The sequence below is a fragment of the Arthrobacter sp. 3Tela_A genome, from assembly GCF_049311025.1.
Lineage (GTDB): Bacteria > Actinomycetota > Actinomycetes > Actinomycetales > Micrococcaceae > Arthrobacter_B.
Map to the genome: position 1 here is coordinate 1 of NZ_JAXIOM010000032.1, position 19,275 is coordinate 19,275.

Annotated in this window: 18 protein-coding genes and 2 tRNA genes; 7 read left to right on the forward strand and 13 right to left on the reverse strand. The window is 64.1% G+C overall.

All coding sequences use genetic code 11. The features are described 5' to 3' along the window. Positions 1–58: 58 nt before the first annotated feature. The 6 genes from TVC13_RS10615 to TVC13_RS10640 all read right to left on the reverse strand — a co-directional run bounded on the left by TVC13_RS10615 (position 59) and on the right by TVC13_RS10640 (position 5,374). Positions 59–670, reverse strand: a complete 612-nt coding sequence (locus tag TVC13_RS10615) for a disulfide bond formation protein DsbA (RefSeq protein ID WP_422401179.1) — start codon at positions 668–670, stop codon at positions 59–61. Between the two features lie 63 nt (positions 671–733). Beyond that, the gene (gene clpX, locus TVC13_RS10620) at positions 734–2,026 is read right to left on the reverse strand and encodes an ATP-dependent Clp protease ATP-binding subunit ClpX (RefSeq protein ID WP_422401180.1); all 1,293 of its coding nucleotides are present in this window, start codon (positions 2,024–2,026) and stop codon (positions 734–736) included. A 234-nt stretch (positions 2,027–2,260) separates the two neighbouring features. Then, positions 2,261–2,932, reverse strand: coding sequence for an ATP-dependent Clp protease proteolytic subunit (locus tag TVC13_RS10625; protein ID WP_325788699.1), 672 nt, complete (start codon positions 2,930–2,932; stop codon positions 2,261–2,263). A 47-nt stretch (positions 2,933–2,979) separates the two neighbouring features. Continuing rightward, positions 2,980–3,594 (reverse strand): ATP-dependent Clp protease proteolytic subunit, encoded by a 615-nt coding sequence (locus tag TVC13_RS10630; RefSeq protein WP_422401181.1) that lies wholly within the window; start codon positions 3,592–3,594, stop codon positions 2,980–2,982. 304 nt (positions 3,595–3,898) lie between these two features. Beyond that, positions 3,899–5,245 carry a trigger factor gene (gene tig, locus TVC13_RS10635; RefSeq protein WP_422401182.1) on the reverse strand — a complete coding sequence of 449 codons (1,347 nt, stop codon included), beginning with the start codon at positions 5,243–5,245 and terminating at the stop codon, positions 3,899–3,901. Positions 5,246–5,300: 55 nt separating this feature from the next. Next, positions 5,301–5,374, reverse strand: a tRNA-Pro gene (locus tag TVC13_RS10640). Positions 5,375–5,513: 139 nt separating this feature from the next. Here TVC13_RS10640 and TVC13_RS10645 point away from each other — a divergent pair. After that, positions 5,514–5,587, forward strand: a tRNA-Gly gene (locus TVC13_RS10645). An 81-nt stretch (positions 5,588–5,668) separates the two neighbouring features. Here the strand turns inward: TVC13_RS10645 and TVC13_RS10650 are convergent. Then, on the reverse strand, positions 5,669–6,559 hold the full coding sequence (locus TVC13_RS10650; RefSeq protein WP_422401183.1) for an Fpg/Nei family DNA glycosylase: 891 nt from the start codon (positions 6,557–6,559) through the stop codon (positions 5,669–5,671). Further along, entirely contained in the window at positions 6,559–7,035 is a 477-nt protein-coding gene (locus TVC13_RS10655) for a ribose-5-phosphate isomerase (protein ID WP_422401184.1), read from the reverse strand. Before TVC13_RS10655 ends, TVC13_RS10650 begins: the two co-directional genes overlap by 1 nt. 224 nt (positions 7,036–7,259) lie before the next feature. Here TVC13_RS10655 and TVC13_RS10660 point away from each other — a divergent pair, with 224 nt between their 5' ends. From TVC13_RS10660 to TVC13_RS10680, 5 genes are all read left to right on the forward strand, one after another. After that, positions 7,260–9,413, forward strand: coding sequence for a hypothetical protein (locus TVC13_RS10660; RefSeq protein ID WP_422401185.1), 2,154 nt, complete (start codon positions 7,260–7,262; stop codon positions 9,411–9,413). 129 nt (positions 9,414–9,542) lie between these two features. Next, a complete protein-coding gene (pepN, locus tag TVC13_RS10665) occupies positions 9,543–12,095 on the forward strand; it encodes an aminopeptidase N (protein WP_422401186.1) in 2,553 nt (850 codons plus the stop codon). An 86-nt stretch (positions 12,096–12,181) separates the two neighbouring features. Next, positions 12,182–12,649 (forward strand): OsmC family protein, encoded by a 468-nt coding sequence (locus TVC13_RS10670; protein ID WP_422401187.1) that lies wholly within the window; start codon positions 12,182–12,184, stop codon positions 12,647–12,649. 87 nt (positions 12,650–12,736) lie between these two features. Next, on the forward strand, positions 12,737–13,399 hold the full coding sequence (locus tag TVC13_RS10675; RefSeq protein WP_422401188.1) for a mechanosensitive ion channel family protein: 663 nt from the start codon (positions 12,737–12,739) through the stop codon (positions 13,397–13,399). Continuing rightward, on the forward strand, positions 13,396–13,842 hold the full coding sequence (locus tag TVC13_RS10680) for a globin (protein WP_422401189.1): 447 nt from the start codon (positions 13,396–13,398) through the stop codon (positions 13,840–13,842). The genes TVC13_RS10675 and TVC13_RS10680 overlap by 4 nt, the downstream gene beginning before the upstream one ends. On the opposite strand, the gene TVC13_RS10685 is transcribed toward TVC13_RS10680, so the two are convergent. Together TVC13_RS10685 and TVC13_RS10690 are read right to left on the reverse strand one after the other, a co-directional pair. Then, positions 13,839–14,501 carry a hypothetical protein gene (locus tag TVC13_RS10685; RefSeq protein ID WP_422401190.1) on the reverse strand — a complete coding sequence of 221 codons (663 nt, stop codon included), beginning with the start codon at positions 14,499–14,501 and terminating at the stop codon, positions 13,839–13,841. The genes TVC13_RS10680 and TVC13_RS10685 overlap by 4 nt on opposite strands. Next, a complete protein-coding gene (locus TVC13_RS10690) occupies positions 14,498–15,001 on the reverse strand; it encodes an acyl-CoA thioesterase (RefSeq protein ID WP_422401191.1) in 504 nt (167 codons plus the stop codon). Before TVC13_RS10690 ends, TVC13_RS10685 begins: the two co-directional genes overlap by 4 nt. 205 nt (positions 15,002–15,206) lie before the next feature. Between TVC13_RS10690 and TVC13_RS10695 the strand changes: the two genes are divergently transcribed. Then, on the forward strand, positions 15,207–16,106 hold the full coding sequence (locus TVC13_RS10695; protein WP_422401192.1) for an acyl-CoA thioesterase: 900 nt from the start codon (positions 15,207–15,209) through the stop codon (positions 16,104–16,106). A gap of 121 nt (positions 16,107–16,227) precedes the next feature. On the opposite strand, the gene ettA is transcribed toward TVC13_RS10695, so the two are convergent. The 3 genes from ettA to TVC13_RS10710 all read right to left on the reverse strand — a co-directional run bounded on the left by ettA (position 16,228) and on the right by TVC13_RS10710 (position 19,211). Beyond that, positions 16,228–17,910 (reverse strand): energy-dependent translational throttle protein EttA, encoded by a 1,683-nt coding sequence (gene ettA / locus TVC13_RS10700; RefSeq protein ID WP_422401193.1) that lies wholly within the window; start codon positions 17,908–17,910, stop codon positions 16,228–16,230. Positions 17,911–18,125: 215 nt separating this feature from the next. Beyond that, the gene (locus TVC13_RS10705; protein WP_422401194.1) at positions 18,126–18,578 is read right to left on the reverse strand and encodes a DUF6993 domain-containing protein; all 453 of its coding nucleotides are present in this window, start codon (positions 18,576–18,578) and stop codon (positions 18,126–18,128) included. Positions 18,579–18,644: 66 nt separating this feature from the next. Continuing rightward, entirely contained in the window at positions 18,645–19,211 is a 567-nt protein-coding gene (locus TVC13_RS10710) for a single-stranded DNA-binding protein (RefSeq protein WP_422401195.1), read from the reverse strand. Positions 19,212–19,275 lie beyond the last annotated feature (64 nt).

Here is a 19,275-nt window from a genome sequence, read left to right on the forward strand (position 1 = left end):
AAAGTCACTATGGGCCCGGCCGTTTCAAACGGGCCGGGCACTTTTGATTTGGCTGCGTTTAGTCGAACTGCGGGTTCTCGGTGCGGCTGCGCTTGATCTCGAAGAAGTGCGGGTTCGAGGCCAGTGCCAGGGCGCCGTCGAACATCTTCCCGGCGTCCTCGCCGCGCGGGATCCGGGTCAGCACCGGGCCGAAGAAAGCGGTGCCGTTGAAAGCTACCACGGGGGTTCCGACGTCGTCGCCCACCTTGTCGATGGCTTCCTGGTGGGAGGCACGCAGCTGGGTGTCGAACTTGTCCGTCGCGGCGATGTCGGCCAGTTCTGCCGGCAGGCCAACCTCAGCGAGGGACTCTGCGATCACGGCGTCGTAGTCCTTCATGCCCTGGACGTGGATCCGGGTGCCCATGGCGTCGTAGAGCTTCTTGATGTTCTCCGGGCCGTGCAGTTCTGCCGCAGCGATGATCACGCGGACCGGGCCCCAGGCCTTGTCGATCCGGGCACGGTAGTCCTCGGGGAGGTCGCGGCCCTCATTGAGGACGGCAAGGCTCATGACGTGCCATTCGGTGCGGACGTCGCGCACCTGTTCCACTTCGCCCATCCAGCGCGAGGTGACCCAGGCAAACGGGCAGGTGGGATCGAACCAGAAATCGGCAACAGCGGTGTTCTCGGGCACAGGTTTACTCCTCGGTAAGAATTCGTGCGGACGGGATCAGCTCCCGATTGCGCCAGCGCGCAGTCAGGCCGACTTATTCCGCCGCTTCACAATCACGTCATGGGAAATGAGCGTCGGTTCGGCCTTCTCCGTGACGGCCTCACGGGTGATGACCACGCGGGCAATGTCTTCGCGGCTGGGCAGGTCGAACATCACCGGCAGCAGCACTTCCTCAAGGATCGCGCGCAGGCCGCGTGCACCGGTTCCCCGGCCCAGAGCCTGCTCAGCAATGGCTTCCAGCGCCTCCGGCTCAAAGACGAGTTCGACGCCGTCGAGCTGGAACATCTTCTGGAACTGCTTGACCAGCGCGTTCTTGGGTTCAGTCAGGATCTGAATGAGGGCCTTGCGGTCCAGGTTTGAGACCGTGGTGATGACCGGGAGGCGGCCGATGAACTCGGGGATCAGGCCAAACTTCAGCAGGTCCTCAGGCATGACGTCCGCGTAGGAGTCAGTGTCCTTGCTGGTCTCGTTCAGCGGAGCACCGAAGCCGATACCCTTGCGGCCCGAACGCGAACCGATGATTTCCTCGAGCCCGGCGAACGCGCCGGCCACGATGAACAGCACATTGGTGGTGTCGATCTGGATGAACTCCTGGTGCGGGTGCTTCCGCCCGCCCTGCGGCGGAACGGAGGCAACGGTGCCTTCCAGGATTTTCAGCAGTGCCTGCTGCACGCCTTCGCCCGATACATCGCGGGTGATCGACGGGTTTTCGCTCTTGCGGGAGATCTTGTCGATCTCGTCGATGTAGATGATGCCCTGCTCGGCCTTCTTGACGTCATAGTCGGCGGCCTGGATGAGCTTGAGGAGGATGTTCTCGACGTCCTCGCCCACGTAGCCGGCTTCGGTCAGGGCCGTCGCATCAGCCACGGCGAACGGAACGTTCAGGCGGCGGGCAAGCGTCTGGGCGAGGTAGGTCTTGCCGCAGCCGGTGGGGCCAATCAGCAGGATGTTGGACTTGCCGATCTCAACGTCCTCGGTGCCGACCGCATCGCTGAGGTTAGCAGTTCCGCGGGAAGCATGCCCGGACTGGATGCGCTTGTAGTGGTTGTAGACGGCGACGGCGAGGGAACGCTTGGCAGGTTCCTGGCCAATGACGTATTCCTGCAGTGAATCGAAGATTTCACGCGGCTTGGGAAGGACGAAGGACTCGCCTTCGGTCGTCTCGGAGAGCTCCTCTTCGATGATCTCGTTGCAGAGCTCGATGCACTCGTCGCAGATGTAGACGCCGGGACCGGCGATCAGCTTGCGCACCTGCTTCTGGCTCTTTCCGCAGAAAGAGCACTTAAGCAGATCTGTGCTCTCACCAATGCGAGCCATAATTCAGTCCCCTTTAGATGGTCCTCGCCAGGCGGGTGCCGTGCCGAAGAAAAAACGTGCCGGAAGGAAAACCATGCCAGTCAACCATGTTCCACTCTAGGACACTTGGCAGAGGTAATCAGCAATTCCGGCCCCGTGGTGCGCGTTTTTTGCGTTGCCTGCGGCCCGGGACCGGACGCAAAAACTGCGGCCGTCCCGGCCCGGAACGGGCAGGGACGGCCGCAGTGAGTGGTGCTAGCTCTTGTTGATGGCCGGGGTCTTGATCTTGCGGGAATCAAGGACCTGGTCGATCAGGCCGTACTCCAGTGCGGAGGCTGCGGTCAGGATCTTGTCCCGCTCGATGTCCCGGTTCACTTCCTCGGACGTCTTGTTCGAGTGCAGGGCCAGGGTGTCCTCCAGCCAGGTACGCATACGCATAACTTCTGCGGCTTGGATTTCAAGGTCGGAGGCCTGTCCGCGCTCCCCGCCGCCGAGGGCGGGCTGGTGGATCAGCACGCGGGCGTTCGGCAGCGCCAGGCGCTTCCCGGGGGTGCCCGCAGCGAGCAGCACGGCAGCAGCGCTGGCGGCCTGGCCGAGGCACACGGTCTGGATCTCGGGGCGGATGTACTGCATGGTGTCGTAAATCGCCGTCATGGCCGTGAACGAGCCGCCCGGCGAGTTGATGTACAGGGTGATGTCGCGGTCCGGATCAGTGGACTCAAGGACCAGCAGCTGGGCCATGATGTCATCTGCGGACGCGTCATCCACCTGCACACCGAGGAAGATGATGCGGTCCTCGAAGAGCTTGGTGTAGGGGTCCTGGCGCTTGAAGCCGTAGGGCGTGCGCTCTTCGAACTGGGGCAGTACGTAACGGCTGGACGGCATCTGGGATGCCGTGCTGCCCGGGGTTCCAAAATTGTGGTTCATTGCTTTACTCCTGAAGTCTGTGGTGCGCTGGCCGGCCGGAAGCTGGACTATTCCTGCTCGCCGTCCTGGTCCTGGTTGGTTCCGCCGCCGCCGGTGACGCCGCCGGCGTGAGCGGAGATCTTGTCGAAGAAGCCGTAGGCCAGGCCTTCTTCTGCGGTGAACCACTTGTCGCGGTCGTTGTCCTTCAGGATCTGCTCCACGGTCTGCCCGGTCTGCTCAGCGGTGAGCTCGGCCATGACCTGCTTCATGTGCAGGATCAGTTCAGCCTGGATCCGGATGTCCGACGCGGTGCCGCCGATGCCGCCGGAAGGCTGGTGCATCAGGATGCGTGCATGCGGGGTGGCGTAGCGCTTGCCCTTGGTTCCGGAGGACAGCAGGAACTGGCCCATGGAAGCGGCCAGGCCGGTGGCAACGGTGACGACGTCGTTCGGGATGAACTGCATGGTGTCGTAGATGGCCATGCCCGCAGTCACGGAGCCGCCGGGAGAGTTGATGTACAGGAAGATGTCCTTTTCCGGGTCCTCGGCGGAGAGGAGCAGGAGCTGGGAGCAGATCGCGTTGGCGTTGTCGTCCCGGACTTCCGAGCCGAGCCAGATGATCCGTTCCTTCAGCAGCCGGTTGTAGATGTAGTCATCCCGGCTGGCCGGGTCCACAGTAGCCATAGTGGGTGTGCTGGGTGCATTTGCCATACTGAGTGACCTCTCGCTCTGGCGGAAAAACCTGGCTGGATGCGTCTGTGTGCTCCCTAAGCCGGCTCCCGCCGTTTATCTCTTCTTGGACACTAACCGTTCCCGCAGTCCTTTTGCTCCCGTTACGCGCGCTGTTCGCTGACGGCGCACGTTGCGCCCGCGCCGGATGCTGGCGCGGGATTCCGCTTCGGACCGGGGCTTAAACAAGAGGAAGCACCGCAGCGTACTGCAGTGCTTCCTCTGGCTCTGCCCCGGTTCGATCCGGGGCAGCTTAGGACTAAGCCTTTTCTTCGCCGGCTTCTTCAGCGGCCTCAGCGGCTGCTTCTTCGCCTTCCGGGCGAACGAAAGCGGACAGGTCAACTTCGGCGCCGGTGGTGTCGGTGACCTTGGCCAGCTCCAGAACCTTGGCAAGGGCCTTGCGGCGGCGGACTTCGCCAACCATCATCGGGACCTGGCCGCCCTGGTCGATCAGCTGGGCGAACTGGTTCGGATCCATGCCGTACTGGCCGGCCATGGAGACGATGTAATCGATGAGCTCGTTCTGGTTGACGCCGACTTCTTCCTTGTCAGCGACAGCGTCGAGGATGATCTCGTTCTTGAACGCCTGTTCGGTGTTCTCGCGGATCTCTGCGCGGTGCTCTTCGGTGTCGTGGTCTTCGCCGGCGGTGTGTGCCGACTCGGAGTTGAAGTGCTGGTCCAGCTGCTCTTCGATGACGGACTCCGGAACCGGAACCTCGATCATTTCGAGAAGCTTCTCAAGGACCTTGTCGCGGGCTTCGACGCCCTGCTCCATGACCTTGGCTTCAGCTGCGCGCTTGGTGAGGTCTTCGCGCAGTTCAGCGATGGTGTCGAATTCGCTGGCCAGCTGTGCGAAGTCGTCGTTGGCTTCGGGGAGCTCGCGCTCCTTGACAGCCTTGACGGTGACGGTGACCTCGGCGTCGGCACCTGCGTGCTCGCCGCCGGCCAGCTTCGTGGTGAAGGTGGCGGATTCGTCAGTGGACAGGCCGGTGACAGCTTCGTCCATGCCCTCAAGCATGGTTCCGGCACCCACCTGGTAGGACAGGTCAGAGGCGGAGTCGACCTCTTCGCCGTCAACCTTGGCAACCAGGTCCATGGTCAGGAAGTCGTTCTCTGCTGCGGGACGGTCAACGCTCTTCAGCGTGCCGAAGCGGCCGCGCAGTTCGTCCAGTGCCTTCTCGACGTCGGCGTCGCCGGCTTCGGCGGGCTCAACGGTGACCTCGATGCCGGCATAATCCGGAAGCTCGATCTCGGGGCGGATGTCCAGCTCTACGTTGAAGACCAGCTGGCCTTCGTCGGAGGTGGGGTCCGGAACTTCGCTGATTTCAACCTCGGGACGGCTCAGCGGGCGGATGCCCGTTTCCTGGACTGCTGCCTGGTAGAAGCCGTTCAGGCCTTCATTGATGGCAGTTTCGAGGACGTAGCCGCGGCCAACGCGCTGATCGATGAGCTTGTTGGGGACCTTGCCCTTGCGGAAGCCCGGGACCTGCACCTGGGTGGCGATGGTCTTGTAGGCCTCGTCGATGCTCGGCTTCAATTCCTCAAGCGGAACTTCTACGTTGAGCTTTACCCGCGTGGGTGTGAGGTTTTCTACAGCGCTCTTCACAGCGTTAGTTCTCCTGAGGGTTCTGGGGTTGGTCTGCACCGTCGTTTATACAGAGTCGGGGTGACAGGATTTGAACCTGCGACTTCCTGCTCCCAAAGCAGGCGCTCTTCCAAGCTGAGCTACACCCCGTCAGTGCACCTGACAGCCTACCGGCATTGACTTCCACATGCACAATTCCGGGGTGACAGGCCCGTTCCGGGGGGAGCGAAGCCGCCGATTATTCATCCGCCAAATTACCGTGCTAAGGTAAAACCTGCCTTACGGCGCCGGGGATGTAGCTCAATGGTAGAGCCTCAGTCTTCCAAACTGATTACGCGGGTTCGATTCCCGTCATCCCCTCCACGGAATTATTCCAGAGAGGCCCCTGGTCCACCAGCATGAAACTCAGGTTTCAGCGGTGGACCAGGGGCCTTTTTGCTGTCCTTATCCCGCCTGGCAGACGGGGCACCAGTAAAGTTTCCTGGCTGCCATCTCGGTGAGCGCTATTTCCGTACCGCAGATCCGGCAGGGCAGACCCTGGCGCTTGTAGACGTAATGGGCTTCTGCCGCAGGCACCGGTTCGCTGCGCACAGCACGGTGTTCCGGCCGGGTCGTAACAATACGTCCCTCGGCAACGCCGTCGGCCATGACGGATACGACGTCGTTCCAGAGTGCGCGCGCCTGTTCCGGCTGCACGGCCTTTCCCGTCGCCCACGGGGAAATCCGCTGACGGAAGAGCACTTCGGCCCGGTAGACGTTGCCGACCCCTGCCAGCACTTCCTGGTTCATCAACAGGGCGGCAACCGGAGACCCGCGGCTGCGCAGCCGGCGGACGAAGTCCTCCGCACCGTTCGAGTGCAGCTGCAGAGGATCCGGGCCCAGCCGGGCCAGCACCTGGCTGCGTTCTGCGCCGGTAATGACTTCACAGGCCGTGGGCCCGCGCAGGTCCGCCCAGCCGTGCGGGGAAACGAGGCGGACCCGGACGGCTCCTTTGGGCGGCGGCGGACCCGTATAGGTGCCGGCAGCGCCGTCGTCCGGGGCTTCCTGCTCCCCTACCCGGCGGGGTGCGCCGATGCTGGAGGCTCCACGGAAGGTTTCGTCACCGCCGAAGTCGAACGCACCGTACAGGCCGAGGTGGATCCGCAGGATGAGTTCGTTGTCGAACTCCAGGAAGAGCTGCTTGCCGTGTGCCTGCGCCCCGGCAAGGACATGTCCGTCCAGCTGTGCGGCGCCGGCGGCGAACCGGCCCTGCGGGCTGGTGACGGCCAGCCGCTGCCCGGCGAACACCGAGGTGAACTGCCGGGCCAGCCGGTGGATTGAATGACCCTCAGGCATTAACGCGGAGCTATGGTGCCGCTGGCTTCATATTCTGCAATCTGCGCGATCCGGCGCACGTGGCGCTCAGCGTTGCTGAACGGTTCGGCGAGAAAGGCCTCAATGATCTCGGTCGCCTCGGCCAGGGAGTGCTGGCGGCCGCCGACGGCGACGACGTTGGCGTTGTTGTGTTCCCGTGCCAGCTTGGCGGTCTCAAGGTTCCACGCCAGGGCGGCACGGACGCCACGGACCTTATTGGCTGCGATCTGTTCGCCGTTGCCGGAGCCGCCCAGAACGATGCCCAGGGCCTCGGTGCCGTCTTCCTGGTCAGCTACGACTGCCTTGGCTGCGTCGATGCAGAACCCGGGGTAGTCATCTTCGGCGTCGTACGCCTTCGGCCCGTGGTCCACTACGTCATACCCGGCCGCAGCGAGGTGTTCCTGCAGGTGGGCGCTGAGTTCAAGTCCGGCGTGGTCTGTTGCAATATGGACGCGCATAGAGTTCCGTTCATTGTGGGGATGGCATTACCAGCCTAGCTTTTCTGCACGTTCAGCTTCCAAACCGGTAACGGTAACGGCAACGGTGCCGATAGCTGATCTAGCAGGTGGTATCACTGCGGACAGGTCTCGCCGCCCGCAGCCGGAGCTGCAGCCTCCTGGACGGGAAGCGGGCATGCCCGCTGCACCCCAGGTCTCGACACGTTTTATACAAGGATCCGCAATTGAAGACTGCACGACTCGCACTCACCACCGTTCTAAGCGTTGCCCTGGCATTCGGCGGCGCGTCGCTGCCGGCGGTGGCGCAGGAGCAGACTGCGCCGGATTCCCCTGCGCCGCAGCTCCCCGCGGAAGTCCCGGCCCAGGCACCCGCAGTTGAACCCGGAACGCTCCCGGCGCCGGGACCTTCGCTGGACACCGTTTCCCCGGATCCCTCCGCGCTGCCCCAGGAGACGGCCGTTCCCGCACCGGAGCAGGCAGACCCCGGCTCCGGGCCCGTCGGGCCACAGGACAGCGCGCCGGACGAGGACGACGGCTACGTCTACGTTCCGGTTGGTGAGGGCCATGTGGTTCCGGGCCCCGACACACCACTTGTCACAGACACTGACGGCAGCGTCCGCTCCGTTGTCGAGACCGAGCACGAACACGTGGACCCGATGCTGGCGCGTGGCGGAGCGGCGAGCATGCTCAGCGCTCCAGCCCGTGCCGGCAACATCAAAGTGACCCTCGTCCGCGCGACAGTCCAGGGCAACGGGGCGCTGGTCAACCTGGGTGCGGCACGAAACTCCATCAGCAGCGCCAATACCTATTGGCGCGCCATGTCCAATAACCGGCTCTCCCTATCCATCGCCTCGGAACGCGTCCACTACAGTGCATCGGCAAACGCCATGGACGACTACGCGACGATGATGAACAAGATCGCCAGGGAACTCAAATGGGTGGACACCCCGTACACCGCACTGGTGGTGTTCGTACCGACGGCCGACCTTCGTTCCGGAGGGTACGGCGGAATCCTGGGCGGCGGATGGACCACGGGAGGAACCGCCGGGCGTATTCTCATGCCTGCACCGTCGTCGTTCACCAATAATGTGCTCACCCATGAAGTTGGCCATGTACTCGGGCTCCTGCACGCGAACAGCCTCCAGTGCACAAATGGACGGACCGACGTCGGCATTGGAAACGGCGGACGCTGGGCCGACGGTGCGTGCAGCAGCCGCGAATACGGCGACACAACGGACCTCATGGGATCAGCCCAGTACAACCAGCCTGTGATCAATTCCTATTTTTGGGAAACCGGCGGATTCGGCCGAGGCAATGAAATCCGGAAAGTGGGAGCGGTCCGGTCCGCAATGACATACACGCTTACCCCCTGGGGCGGGTCTGCTGCCAACCGGGCGGTCAAGTTCAACGATCCGGTCTCCGGCGATGCCTATTACCTGGAGCTGCGGCAGCCCGCCGGTTACGACCAGCATCTTGCCTGGGACAGCGCCGGCAACCGAGGGGTCAAGATCGTCAAGGCGGACGCAGCCAACTCGTGGGCGGTGAACTCGCTGATTATTCCTCCCTCCACCAGGCCCTTCCAGGGGTATTACAACAACCGCCACGCCTGGCAGCAGGGCGAAACGTTCACCACGTATACCGGAACCTCGGTCCGGATCAACTCGGTGTCTGCCACATCCGCCACCGTGACCATCACTCCCGGTGCAGTGCCGGCCACGTTGTTCTTCGATTCCGGTTCCACAACTTATTTCGGAGTCCCGGATGACGAGTTCCTCAGCTGCGACTGGAACGGTGACGGCGTTGACGAACCCGCCACCTTCAGCCGGGGCATCTGGACGATGAGCACTAGCTTGACCAACAACGCCGCAGCCCTGCGCTTCCATTTTGGTGATCCGGGCGACCAGCCGATCTGTGGAGACTGGGACGGAGATGGAATCGACACCGTTGGCGTGTACCGCCAGGGTGTTGCGTACCTGAAGAATTCCAACAGCAGCGGCATGGGCGACGGCGTGGTTATTTTCGGTGCCCGGGGTGACCGGGCGATCGTCGGAGACTGGAACGGCGACCGGTACGACACGCTCGGAGTGGCCCGCGCGGAAGGAGTAGCGAAGCGCTTTTACCTCACTAACAGCAACATCAGGCCCGCGACCGACGGCACATTCCTCTTCGGCAACGCCACCGATGTTCCGGTGGCCGGGGACTGGAACGGCGACCGGTACAGCACCGCAGGCGTCAAGAGGGGCAATTCGTGGTTCCTGACTGACAGCAACATTCGGCCACTTGCCAGCCAGTCCTTCCGGTACGGCAACCCCCAGGACTCTCCAATGACCGGTGAATGGGCACGCGGACGGGCCACCGGCGTGGGAGTTGCCCGCTAAAGGGCGCGTTCCCACTTGGCAGAACGGCCCCATGTGAGAGATTGTTGCAAATGTTACTTTTGACGCCGGTACCCTGAACTTGGGGCACCGGGCGATATCTCTCCTTCGAAAGGCTCTTCCTTGCCAGGTATGAATCTCACCCGCGCTGAAGCGCGTGAACGGGCGGAACTGATTAATGTCGAGTCATATGACATCAATCTGGACCTGACCCGCGGCGACGAAGTCTTCGGCAGCACCACCGTGGTGCGCTTCGGCGCGCAGCCGGGAGCCTCCACCTTCATTGACGCCGTGACGTCCAAGGTGCACCGCGTTACCCTCAACGGCGTCAGCCTGGACCCGGAAGAGGTCTCCGACGGTGTGCGCATCCAGCTGCCAAACCTCGCCGCCAGCAACGAACTGGTCGTGGAAGCCGATGCGCTGTACATGAACACGGGCGAAGGCCTGCACCGCTTCGTGGACCCCGTGGACAACGAGGTATACCTCTACTCCCAGTTCGAGGTACCGGATTCACGCCGGATGTTCGCAGTCTTTGAGCAGCCTGACCTGAAGGCAGCCTTCCGCTTCACAGTGACGGCACCGTCCCACTGGGATGTCATCTCCAACTCCCCTACCCCGGAGCCGGTGCGCGCCAGCGCGGAGGATGCCGAAAATCCCAGCGCTACGTGGTCCTTCGAGCCGACGCCGCGGATCTCCTCCTACATCACGGCCCTCATCGCCGGACCGTACCAGTCTGTCCGTTCCGAACTCACCAGCTCCGACGGCCGCACCATCCCGCTGGGCGTCTTCGCCCGCAAGTCGCTGATGGAGTACCTGGACGCGGAGAACATCTTCGAACTCACCCGCCAGGGCTTCGAGTTCTACGAGTCCCAGTTCGGCACGCCGTACCCGTTCGAGAAGTACGACCAGCTCTTCGTGCCGGAGTTCAACGCCGGAGCCATGGAGAACGCCGGAGCCGTCACCTTCCTGGAGAGCTACGTCTTCCGCGGGCGTGTGCCCGATGCAACGGTTGAACGCCGCGCCATCACGGTCCTCCACGAACTCGCGCACATGTGGTTCGGCGACCTGGTCACCATGCGCTGGTGGAACGACCTGTGGCTGAATGAATCCTTCGCGGAGTTCATGTCTGCCCTCGCAGCGGCCGAAGCCACCGAGTTCAAGCAGGCGTGGACCACCTTCGCGTCCATGGAGAAGGCCTGGGCCTACCGCCAGGACCAGCTGCCCACCACTCACCCGATCGTCGCTGAGATCCGGGATCTGGAAGATGTCCAGGTCAACTTCGACGGCATCACCTATGCCAAGGGCGCCTCCGTCCTGAAGCAGCTGGTGGCCTGGGTCGGCCAGGACAAGTTCATGCAGGGCGTCCGGGAGTACTTCGGCAAGCACTCCTGGGCCAACACTGAACTCTCCGACCTGCTGTCCGAGCTCGAAGCCGCCAGCGGCCGCGACCTCAGCCAGTGGTCCGCCCAGTGGCTGGAGACCGCCGGCGTCAACACGCTGCGTCCTGTCATCGAGACGGACGACGACGGCGTCATCACGTCCTTCGCCGTCGCCCAGTCCGCAGTGGCCGAGTACCCGACGCTGCGTCCCCACCGCCTGGCGATCGGCTTCTACAACGCCGCCGAAGACGGCAAGCTGCGCCGAACCCACCGTGTGGAGCTGGATGTCGACGGCGAGCTGACCCCGGTTCCCGAGCTGGCAGGCCAGCAGCGCCCCGACCTGATCCTGCTCAACGACGACGACCTGGCCTACGCCAAGATCCGCCTCGATGACGCGTCCTGGCACCTGGCCACCCGGCGCCTGCGGGACATCGCCGAGTCGCTGCCGCGGACCCTCGTCTGGGCATCGGCCTGGGACGCTACCCGCGACGGTGAAATCCCGGCACGCAACTATGTGGAACTGGTGCTGCAGAACATCGCCTCGGAATCGGATTCCTCCGTGGTCCAGGTGCTGCTCCGCCAGCTCGCGACTACGCTGGCGTTCTATGTGGCCCCGCAGGACCGTGAACCTATGAGCGCGGCCGCAGCTGACAGCCTCTGGGACCTGGCCCGCGCCGCGGCGCCTGGTTCCGATTCCCAGCTGCAGTTCGTCAAGGCCTTTGCGGCCCATTCCCAGACGCCTGAGCAGCTGGACGCCGTTGCGGCCCTGCTCTCCGGTGACCTGGTCCTTGAGGACCTCGAAGTCGGCTCCGATCTGCGCTGGGAACTGCTCACCGCGCTGGTGGCAGGCGGCCGGATGGGCGAAACCGAGATCGCCGCAGAACTTGAACGTGACGCCACTGCTACCGGGCAGCTCGCCGCGGCCGGCGCCCGTGCGGCGCTGCCGTCGGCCGAGGCCAAGGCTGCCGCCTGGGAAGCAATCGTAGTGCGCTCCGTCCTGCCCAATGCTGCACAGCGGGCAGCGATTGGCGGGTTCAGCAGGGTGCACGACACAGCCCTGCTGGAACCGTATTCCCAGCGCTACTTCGATTCCCTGCGTGAGGTCTGGGCAACCCGCACGCATGAGATCGCCCAGCAGATCGTCGTCGGGCTCTACCCGGCACGGCTCACCACGCAGGAGACCGTCGACCGCACCGACGCGTTCCTCGAATCGCTCGGTGATGAGGCTCCGGCACTGCGCCGGCTGCTGCTGGAAAACCGCGACGGCGTTGTGCGGGCGCTCAAGGCACAGGCAGCAGACCGCTAGCCGGTTAGTTTCCCCAACTCACCGCGTTCGTGCCGGATTCCGGTCCCAGCTCCTGGGACGGGGATCCGGCACGGTAGCTTAAAGCTGTGAACCTCTCTGAACACCGCTACGGCGTCAGCCTGGAATGGACCGGGAACCGCGGCACCGGCACACAGACCTACCGCGGCTATGGCCGTGACCACGTGCTCCGCGCACCAGGTCTGCCGGACCTGTCCGGCACTGCGGACCCCACCTTCCACGGCGACCGGGACCGCTGGAACCCGGAGCAGCTCCTGCTCTCCGCGCTGGCCCAGTGCCATATGCTCTCTTACCTCCATGTAGCCGTGAAGAACGGGATCAGCGTTCTTTCCTACGAGGACGACGCCGAGGGGACCCTTCGGCTGAACCGGGACGGCAGCGGCGAATTCACTTCGGTGCTGCTGCGTCCCGTAGTCCGCATCTCCGAAGGCTCCCCGGAGTTGGCCACTGCCCTGCATAAGGAAGCGCACCGCCTGTGCTTCATTGCGCGCAGCGTCAACTTCCCGGTGGAGCACGCTGCCCGTACAGTCCTCTGACGGCTTCGCCGGAAACCATTCCCCGAGCGGTCCCGCAGTAGGCTAGGTAGGACCCCTCTTCCAAAAGCCAAAGGATATCCAGCACCTGTGCAGCTAACGGCAACGACTGACACCGCAGCCATTGAAATAAGCGAGTTCGATTTCAGCGGACTCCTAGAAGCCGGAATTATCATTCTCGCCGCCACGGTTCTCTGGCTGGTGGCCCGCTCCCTGATTTCAAAAGTAGTAGCCCGGGCCCAGAAAGGCTCCTCCCTCCTGCGGTCCCAGCGCCTGCGCTGGGCCCAGCCGGTAATGCGCAACCTGGACAACAAGCGACGTGCGCAGCGTGCGGACACCATCGGTGCCCTCCTGCGCAGCTCTGTGAGCGTGGCAATCTGGACGGTTGCGGTCATCATGGTCCTGGGCGCAGTTGGCGTCAATATTGCACCGCTGATCGCCAGCGTGGGCATCGTGGGCATTGCCTTGGGCTTCGGTGCCCGCGAAGTCATTCGGGATGCCCTGGCCGGTTTCTTCATCAGCATCGAAGACCAGTACGGAATCGGCGATGTGATCGAGGTGGGCGACACAACGGGCACCGTCCAGTCCGTGGGCATTCGCATCACCCGCCTCGTCGATGAACGCGGGGTCATCTGGTACATCCGCAACGGCGAGTTTGCCAAGGTCGGCAACCGGTCGCAGGGCAACTATATTCCGGCTGCCGAACCATCAGTCACCGCTGCACAGGCAGCTCAGGAAGAGGACAATAAATGACCGAGCCATCCCGTCCCGGGCCGTCGCTGCCGCTGACGGCATCCGTCCCCGGAACCGGTTTTAGCACCCCCGCCTACAACTTCTATGAAGCCGTCGGCGGCCACGAAACATTCGTGAAGCTGGTTGATGTGTTTTACGACGGCGTCGCAGAAGATCCGCTGATGCGGCCCATGTATCCCGAAGAAGATCTGGGGCCGGCCAAGGAACGCCTCCTGCTGTTCCTTGAGCAGTACTGGGGCGGACCCAAGACCTACGGCGAGCTGCGCGGGCACCCGCGGCTGCGAATGCGGCATATGCCGTTTGAAGTCACCCCGGCTGCCCGGGACGCGTGGCTGCGCCACATGCGCGCCGCCGTCGACTCGCTGTCGCTAGCACCGCTGCACGAGGCAACCCTCTGGGATTACCTCGAGCGCGCAGCCCACTCGATGGTCAATTCAGCCTAGAACAGGACCGACGGCGGCCGCACCAGCACATGCCCGGTGCTGGTGCTCAGCCGCAGCCAGCGTCCGTTGCTGAACAGCGACGCCGTTCCCGAGCCAGGCAGGAAACCCAGGGTCAGTGCCGCGAATGCAGCCCCTGCGGGTAGCTGCGAGTCCAGACCTGCTACCGGCTCGCTCCAGACAGGGACGCGGACGTTGCTGATCATTGCGGCACCCGGATTCTCCGGAATCCGCGCCGCTACCTCTTTAATGCCGCGGTGCGCAGCCTGCTCCAGCAGCGGGACCTCCACATCGGCGACGTGCTGCCAGCCGGTGCGCGGAGCGCTGATACCTGCCCAGCTTTCCGAAACCGTCATGGGCGGGACCGGAACCTCCGTTCCGCCGTCGTCCAGCCGCGCCAGCCTGTCCGCCACGGCTGACAGCTGGACGGTCGTATCCAGCTCGGCGTGCACAGCCAGCGGCATGGCACGCATGCCGATCACCGTGGGCATGGCTTCACCGAGCACCCGCGGGCGAAGGACACACACGTACGCTGCCAGCACTCCCCCGACAGCCTGCAGCCGCACCGCGCCGTCGTCGGCGCTGCGTGCCCGCGAGACGAAGTTCCGCAGGTCCGCGGTGACCTGCGGGTCAGCCAGTACAAGGCTCTGCGCCTGCGTCATTTTGCTGCCCCCGCAGCAGCGCGGCGGAAGGGGACGTCCCCGCCGGCCCAGCCTTCCAGAACCAGCCGCTGCCGCTCCGAGAGCGGTACCGGCCGGCCGTCCCTGCCGACCATGACCATGGCCGCCTCCGCTACCGCGTAGACAGTTCCGCCGTCGTCATCGGTCAGGCGGAAGCCGTAGGAGAAACTTGACCGGCCCAGTGCGCTGACCCAGATTTCGATCCACACCGGTTCAGGGCGGTAGAGAAGCGGGGTGAGGTACTCAATCTCCTGGCGGCCCACCAGTGTGCTTCCCGTTTCCCTCGTCACCGAACGGAAGGTCTCGGGTTCCGCTGCGTTGTCCGTGTTCGGCTCGTTTCCTGTCCCGGCCGCTGCCAGCGGGAGCAGCGACAGGCGCACCCTCGCTTCTTCGAGGAACTGCACATAGCGGACGTTGTTAACGTGGCCGTTTGAGTCCTCGTCGCCGAAGCGCAGTTGAATGGGAAAACGGTTGATAGGCATGCGTTCCATCTTCGCAGGAGAAGCACTGCGGAGGCGAAAGCACGGGTGGTGTCCGGCGCCCCGCCGAATGTGACCTTCGTCCGGCCCGGGCCGTGCCGCAGCCCAAATGTTGGGGCTAACCTGCGGGTACGTCTAATCTCGGAATTGGCCCGCACTCCGCTGCGGGCCAGGTTTTACGGATATCACCGCGAGGAGACAAACCCACATGGCACCAGCCGAAGACTTTGACCCGACCGCAGCACTGATCGATCTGCTGGATCTCAGTGATGCCGGAGGGGCGAAAACCGACGAGGACATCTTCGTCGGCGGGTCACAGCGCGAACCCCGGAAGAGGGTATTCGGCGGCCAGGTACTCGGCCAGTCCCTGGTGGCGGCAGCCCGGACGGTCTCCCCCGACCGGCTGATGCATTCGATGCACGGCTACTTCCTGCGCCCGGGCGACTCCGATCTCCCGATCACTTTTGGCGTCGAGCGCCTGCGCGACGGCCGTTCGTTTTCCGCACGGCGGACGCATGCCTACCAGAACGGGGTGCCGATCCTGTCCCTGATCGCCTCCTTCCAGACACCCGATGAAGGGCTGGACCATCAGGAGCCCATGCCCGAAGGCATCCCGGATCCGGAAACGCTGCCGACCACCGCCGAACTGCTTTCCGGATTCGACCACCCGGTGGCCAAGGCCTGGTCCTACTACCGGCCCATGGACATCCGCCATGTTTCCCAGCCGGTCTACTTTGAGTCGGACCCCGTGCGCACTGCCCGCAATGCGGTCTGGATGAAGACGTTCGGCCCCATGCCCGATGACCAGAACCTTCACCGTGCGGCCCTGGCCTACGCCACCGACTACACCATCCTGGAACCGGTCCTGCGCCGGCACGGAGTTTCCTGGGCCACTCCCGGCATGTCCGTCGCCAGCCTGGACCACGCCATGTGGTGGCACCGGCCGCTGCGTGTGGATGAGTGGCTGCTTTACGTCCAGGAATCCCCCAGTGCCTCCGGCGCCCGTGGCCTGTCCTCGGGACGGATCTTCAACCGCAGCGGCGAGCTCGTGGCAACCATTGCCCAGGAAGGCATGCTGCGCCTGCCGGACCTTTCCGCAGCCGGGTAGTCGTCTCCAACGGGCCAGGGCTTTCCGGGCGCGGTCCGCTGCTTCCCGGCTCTTCCCAACGCGAAAGCGCCCTGCCTTGCGGCAGGGCGCTTTCGTTGTATCCGGCAGCCGGAGCCGCAGCCTAGTCGCGGGTCAGGCGGCGGTGCGTCACGCGGTGCGGCTTGGCGGCGTCGGCGCCCAGGCGCTCCACCTTGTTCTGCTCGTAGGCCTCGAAGTTGCCTTCGAACCAGTACCAGTTCGCCGGGTCCTCGTCGGTGCCTTCCCACGCAAGGATGTGCGTGGCAACACGGTCCAGGAACCACCGGTCGTGCGAAACCACGACGGCGCAGCCGGGGAATTCAAGCAGCGCATTCTCGAGGCTGGAAAGCGTTTCAACGTCGAGGTCGTTGGTGGGCTCATCGAGCAGCAGCAGGTTTCCGCCCTGCTTAAGGGTCATGGCCAGGTTCAGGCGGTTACGCTCACCGCCGGAGAGCACACCTGCCTTCTTCTGCTGGTCCGGGCCCTTGAAACCAAACGCGGAGACGTAGGCGCGGGAGGGCATTTCAACCTGTCCGACCTGGATGAAGTCGTGTCCTTCGGAAACAACCTCCCACAGCGTCTTATTGGGGTCGATGCCGCCGCGGGACTGGTCGACGTAGGAGATCTTGACGGACTCGCCGATCTTCAGCTCGCCGCCGTCCAGCGGTTCAAGTCCAACGATGGTCTTGAACAGTGTGGACTTGCCGACGCCGTTCGGGCCGATGACGCCCACGATTCCGTTGCGGGGAAGCGAGAAGGACAGGCCGTCGATCAGCTTGCGGTCGCCGAAACCCTTTTCCAGGCCCTTGGCTTCCAGCACCAGGGAACCAAGCCGCGGTCCCGGCGGAATCTGGATTTCTTCGAAGTCCAGCTTCCGGGTGCGCTCAGCCTCTGCTGCCATTTCCTCGTAGCGGGCCAGACGGGCCTTGGACTTGGTCTGGCGGCCCTTGGCGTTGGAACGGACCCAGTCCAGTTCGTCTGCCAGGCGCTTGGCCAGCTTCTGGTCCTTCTTGCCCTGGACTTCAAGACGGGCACGCTTCTTCTCGAGGTACGTCGAGTAGTTGCCTTCGTACGGGTAGAGGTGTCCGCGGTCCACTTCGGCGATCCACTCGGCAACATGGTCGAGGAAGTAACGATCGTGGGTCACGGCCAGCACGGCACCGTGGTACGAGGAGAGGTGCTGCTCAAGCCACAGGACGCTTTCGGCGTCGAGGTGGTTGGTGGGCTCATCAAGCAGGAGCAGGTCCGGCTTCTGCAGCAGCAGCTTGCAGAGAGCAACCCGGCGGCGCTCACCACCGGAAAGGACGGTGACGTCAGCGTCCGGCGGCGGGCAGCGCAGTGCGTCCATCGCCTGTTCGAGCTGGGAGTCGATGTCCCACGCGTCAGCGGCGTCGATCGCTTCCTGCAGCTTGCCCATCTCTTCGAGCAGCGAATCGAAGTCAGCGTCCGGCTGGGCCATCTCTTCGGAGATTTCGTTGAAACGCTGGATCTTCGCGTAGATTTCGCCCACGCCTTCCTGGACGTTACCCAGGACGGTCTTCTCTTCGTTCAGGGGCGGCTCCTGCAGGAGGATGCCGACGGTGTAGCCGGGGCTGAGCCTGGCCTCACCGTTTGACGGGGTGTCCAGACCTGCCATGATCTTCAGGATGGTGGACTTACCCGCACCGTTTGGCCCCACCACGCCGATCTTGGCGCCGGGGTAGAAGGACATGCTTACGTCGTCGAGGATAACCTTGTCGCCAACGGCCTTACGGGCCTTGGTCATTGTGTAGATAAATTCCGCCATGATCTCAGGCTAGTGTGTCGACGCCACTAAGTGCCATTTGCGCGCCACCGGCTACGGGCGGTTTTGGGCACCACTACGGCTTCGGATCAGCCTCCCTGGGGCTTCCGCGAAGCTTCGGCGGGGGTTTCGGCAGGATATCGGCAGGGTGCCGGCGGCGGTTTCCGCGGTGTGCCGGCAGGGTGCCGGCGGCATGTCGGCAGGGAGCGTGCTGTGTCTTAGCGGTCGTCGCCCAAGAGGCACTGGCCGTTCGCGAGTGCCGGCACCGTGGTTACTGCCAGTTTTCCGCTTCGAATTTCGCCGACCAGACACTCCGCACCATCCGGGGCAGCAGAGATAATTGAATCCACTGCAAGGCCGGTAGGTGTACCGTCCTGGGACACTTCGACTGCCTCCGGACTGAACCCGGCGCTTACCCACGCTCCGCGGATATCCTCCCGGGAAGGTGCTGGGTTTGCGGCCAGCAGCTCTGACAACGCCGCCTGGACCGCCTGATGGGAGTCCGGCAGCTCAGGTGCCGAGCCTTCCGCGGGGGCGGCGGCGCTGGTTTCCGGAGAAGCCGGCGCGGCCGGTGCCGGTTCGGCTTCAGTACCGCTGCACGCTGTCAGGACCAACATCAGGGCAGCCGGTACGGCGAGCGCTGCCGCCAGCCGCCGGCCGGATCTGCTCAACTGCTCTGCTGCCATCACCCTGACATTCTGCCATGTCCTCTATGCCGGTCCTCACGCCCTGGACGCTCAGTACGCCGCGGGCTCCGGTTCGGCCGGCTGGCTGGCAGAGAATTCACCTTCCAGATCCACCATCCCGCCGCTGCTGTCCAAATCTCCGGCCGAGCCCAGCAGCTCTCCTGTCTCAGGGTCGACGTCCGGAGCCAGCCCGGTATGGGCTTCCGGCGATCCCGGCGCCGGGAAACCATCCGCAGCACCCTGCAGAGAAGCCTTTTCCGCAATGCTGCGGCGGAAGTTTGCGGTGCCCCACATTAGGTCGTGCCCGACGGCATCAGCGTCAATGTCCACGGAGGTGCCGCTGCGTCCGCCTTCGGTTGCCCACTGGCGGACCCTGAGCCGGCCGGTGACGATGACCCGGTCTCCCTTGTGGATGCTCACGCCGGCATTCGTAGCGAGCTGGCGGAACATCGACACGGAATACCAGTTGGTGTGCCCGTCGAGCCATAGGCCTGATTCCCTGTCAAACCGCCTTTCGGTGGTGCACATCCGGAATCCGGCGATTGCCAGGCCGCTGTCCGCCGTGTTGGTCCGGACTTCCGTTGCAACAAATCCCCGGAGGGTAATGGTGTCATTCATTGCTCTGCCCCTTCTGCTTGGCGTTCCCACCCGGCGGTTGGCCGGCGGTCCCTCCAGTCTCTTC

What these genes read in the sequence shown, in the direction of transcription:
- clpX (WP_422401180.1), bottom strand. Translation starts at nt 2,026, where the DNA reads ATGGCTCGCATTGGTGAGAGCACAGATCTGCTTAAGTGCTCTTTCTGC.
- TVC13_RS10625 (WP_325788699.1), bottom strand. Translation starts at nt 2,932, where the DNA reads ATGAACCACAATTTTGGAACCCCGGGCAGCACGGCATCCCAGATGCCG.
- TVC13_RS10630 (WP_422401181.1), bottom strand. Translation starts at nt 3,594, where the DNA reads ATGGCTACTGTGGACCCGGCCAGCCGGGATGACTACATCTACAACCGG.
- TVC13_RS10650 (WP_422401183.1), bottom strand. Translation starts at nt 6,559, where the DNA reads ATGCCTGAGGGTCATTCAATCCACCGGCTGGCCCGGCAGTTCACCTCG.
- TVC13_RS10655 (WP_422401184.1), bottom strand. Translation starts at nt 7,035, where the DNA reads ATGCGCGTCCATATTGCAACAGACCACGCCGGACTTGAACTCAGCGCC.
- pepN (WP_422401186.1), top strand. Translation starts at nt 9,543, where the DNA reads ATGAATCTCACCCGCGCTGAAGCGCGTGAACGGGCGGAACTGATTAAT.
- TVC13_RS10680 (WP_422401189.1), top strand. Translation starts at nt 13,396, where the DNA reads ATGACCGAGCCATCCCGTCCCGGGCCGTCGCTGCCGCTGACGGCATCC.
- TVC13_RS10685 (WP_422401190.1), bottom strand. Translation starts at nt 14,501, where the DNA reads ATGACGCAGGCGCAGAGCCTTGTACTGGCTGACCCGCAGGTCACCGCG.
- TVC13_RS10690 (WP_422401191.1), bottom strand. Translation starts at nt 15,001, where the DNA reads ATGCCTATCAACCGTTTTCCCATTCAACTGCGCTTCGGCGACGAGGAC.
- TVC13_RS10695 (WP_422401192.1), top strand. Translation starts at nt 15,207, where the DNA reads ATGGCACCAGCCGAAGACTTTGACCCGACCGCAGCACTGATCGATCTG.
- ettA (WP_422401193.1), bottom strand. Translation starts at nt 17,910, where the DNA reads ATGGCGGAATTTATCTACACAATGACCAAGGCCCGTAAGGCCGTTGGC.
- TVC13_RS10710 (WP_422401195.1), bottom strand. Translation starts at nt 19,211, where the DNA reads ATGAATGACACCATTACCCTCCGGGGATTTGTTGCAACGGAAGTCCGG.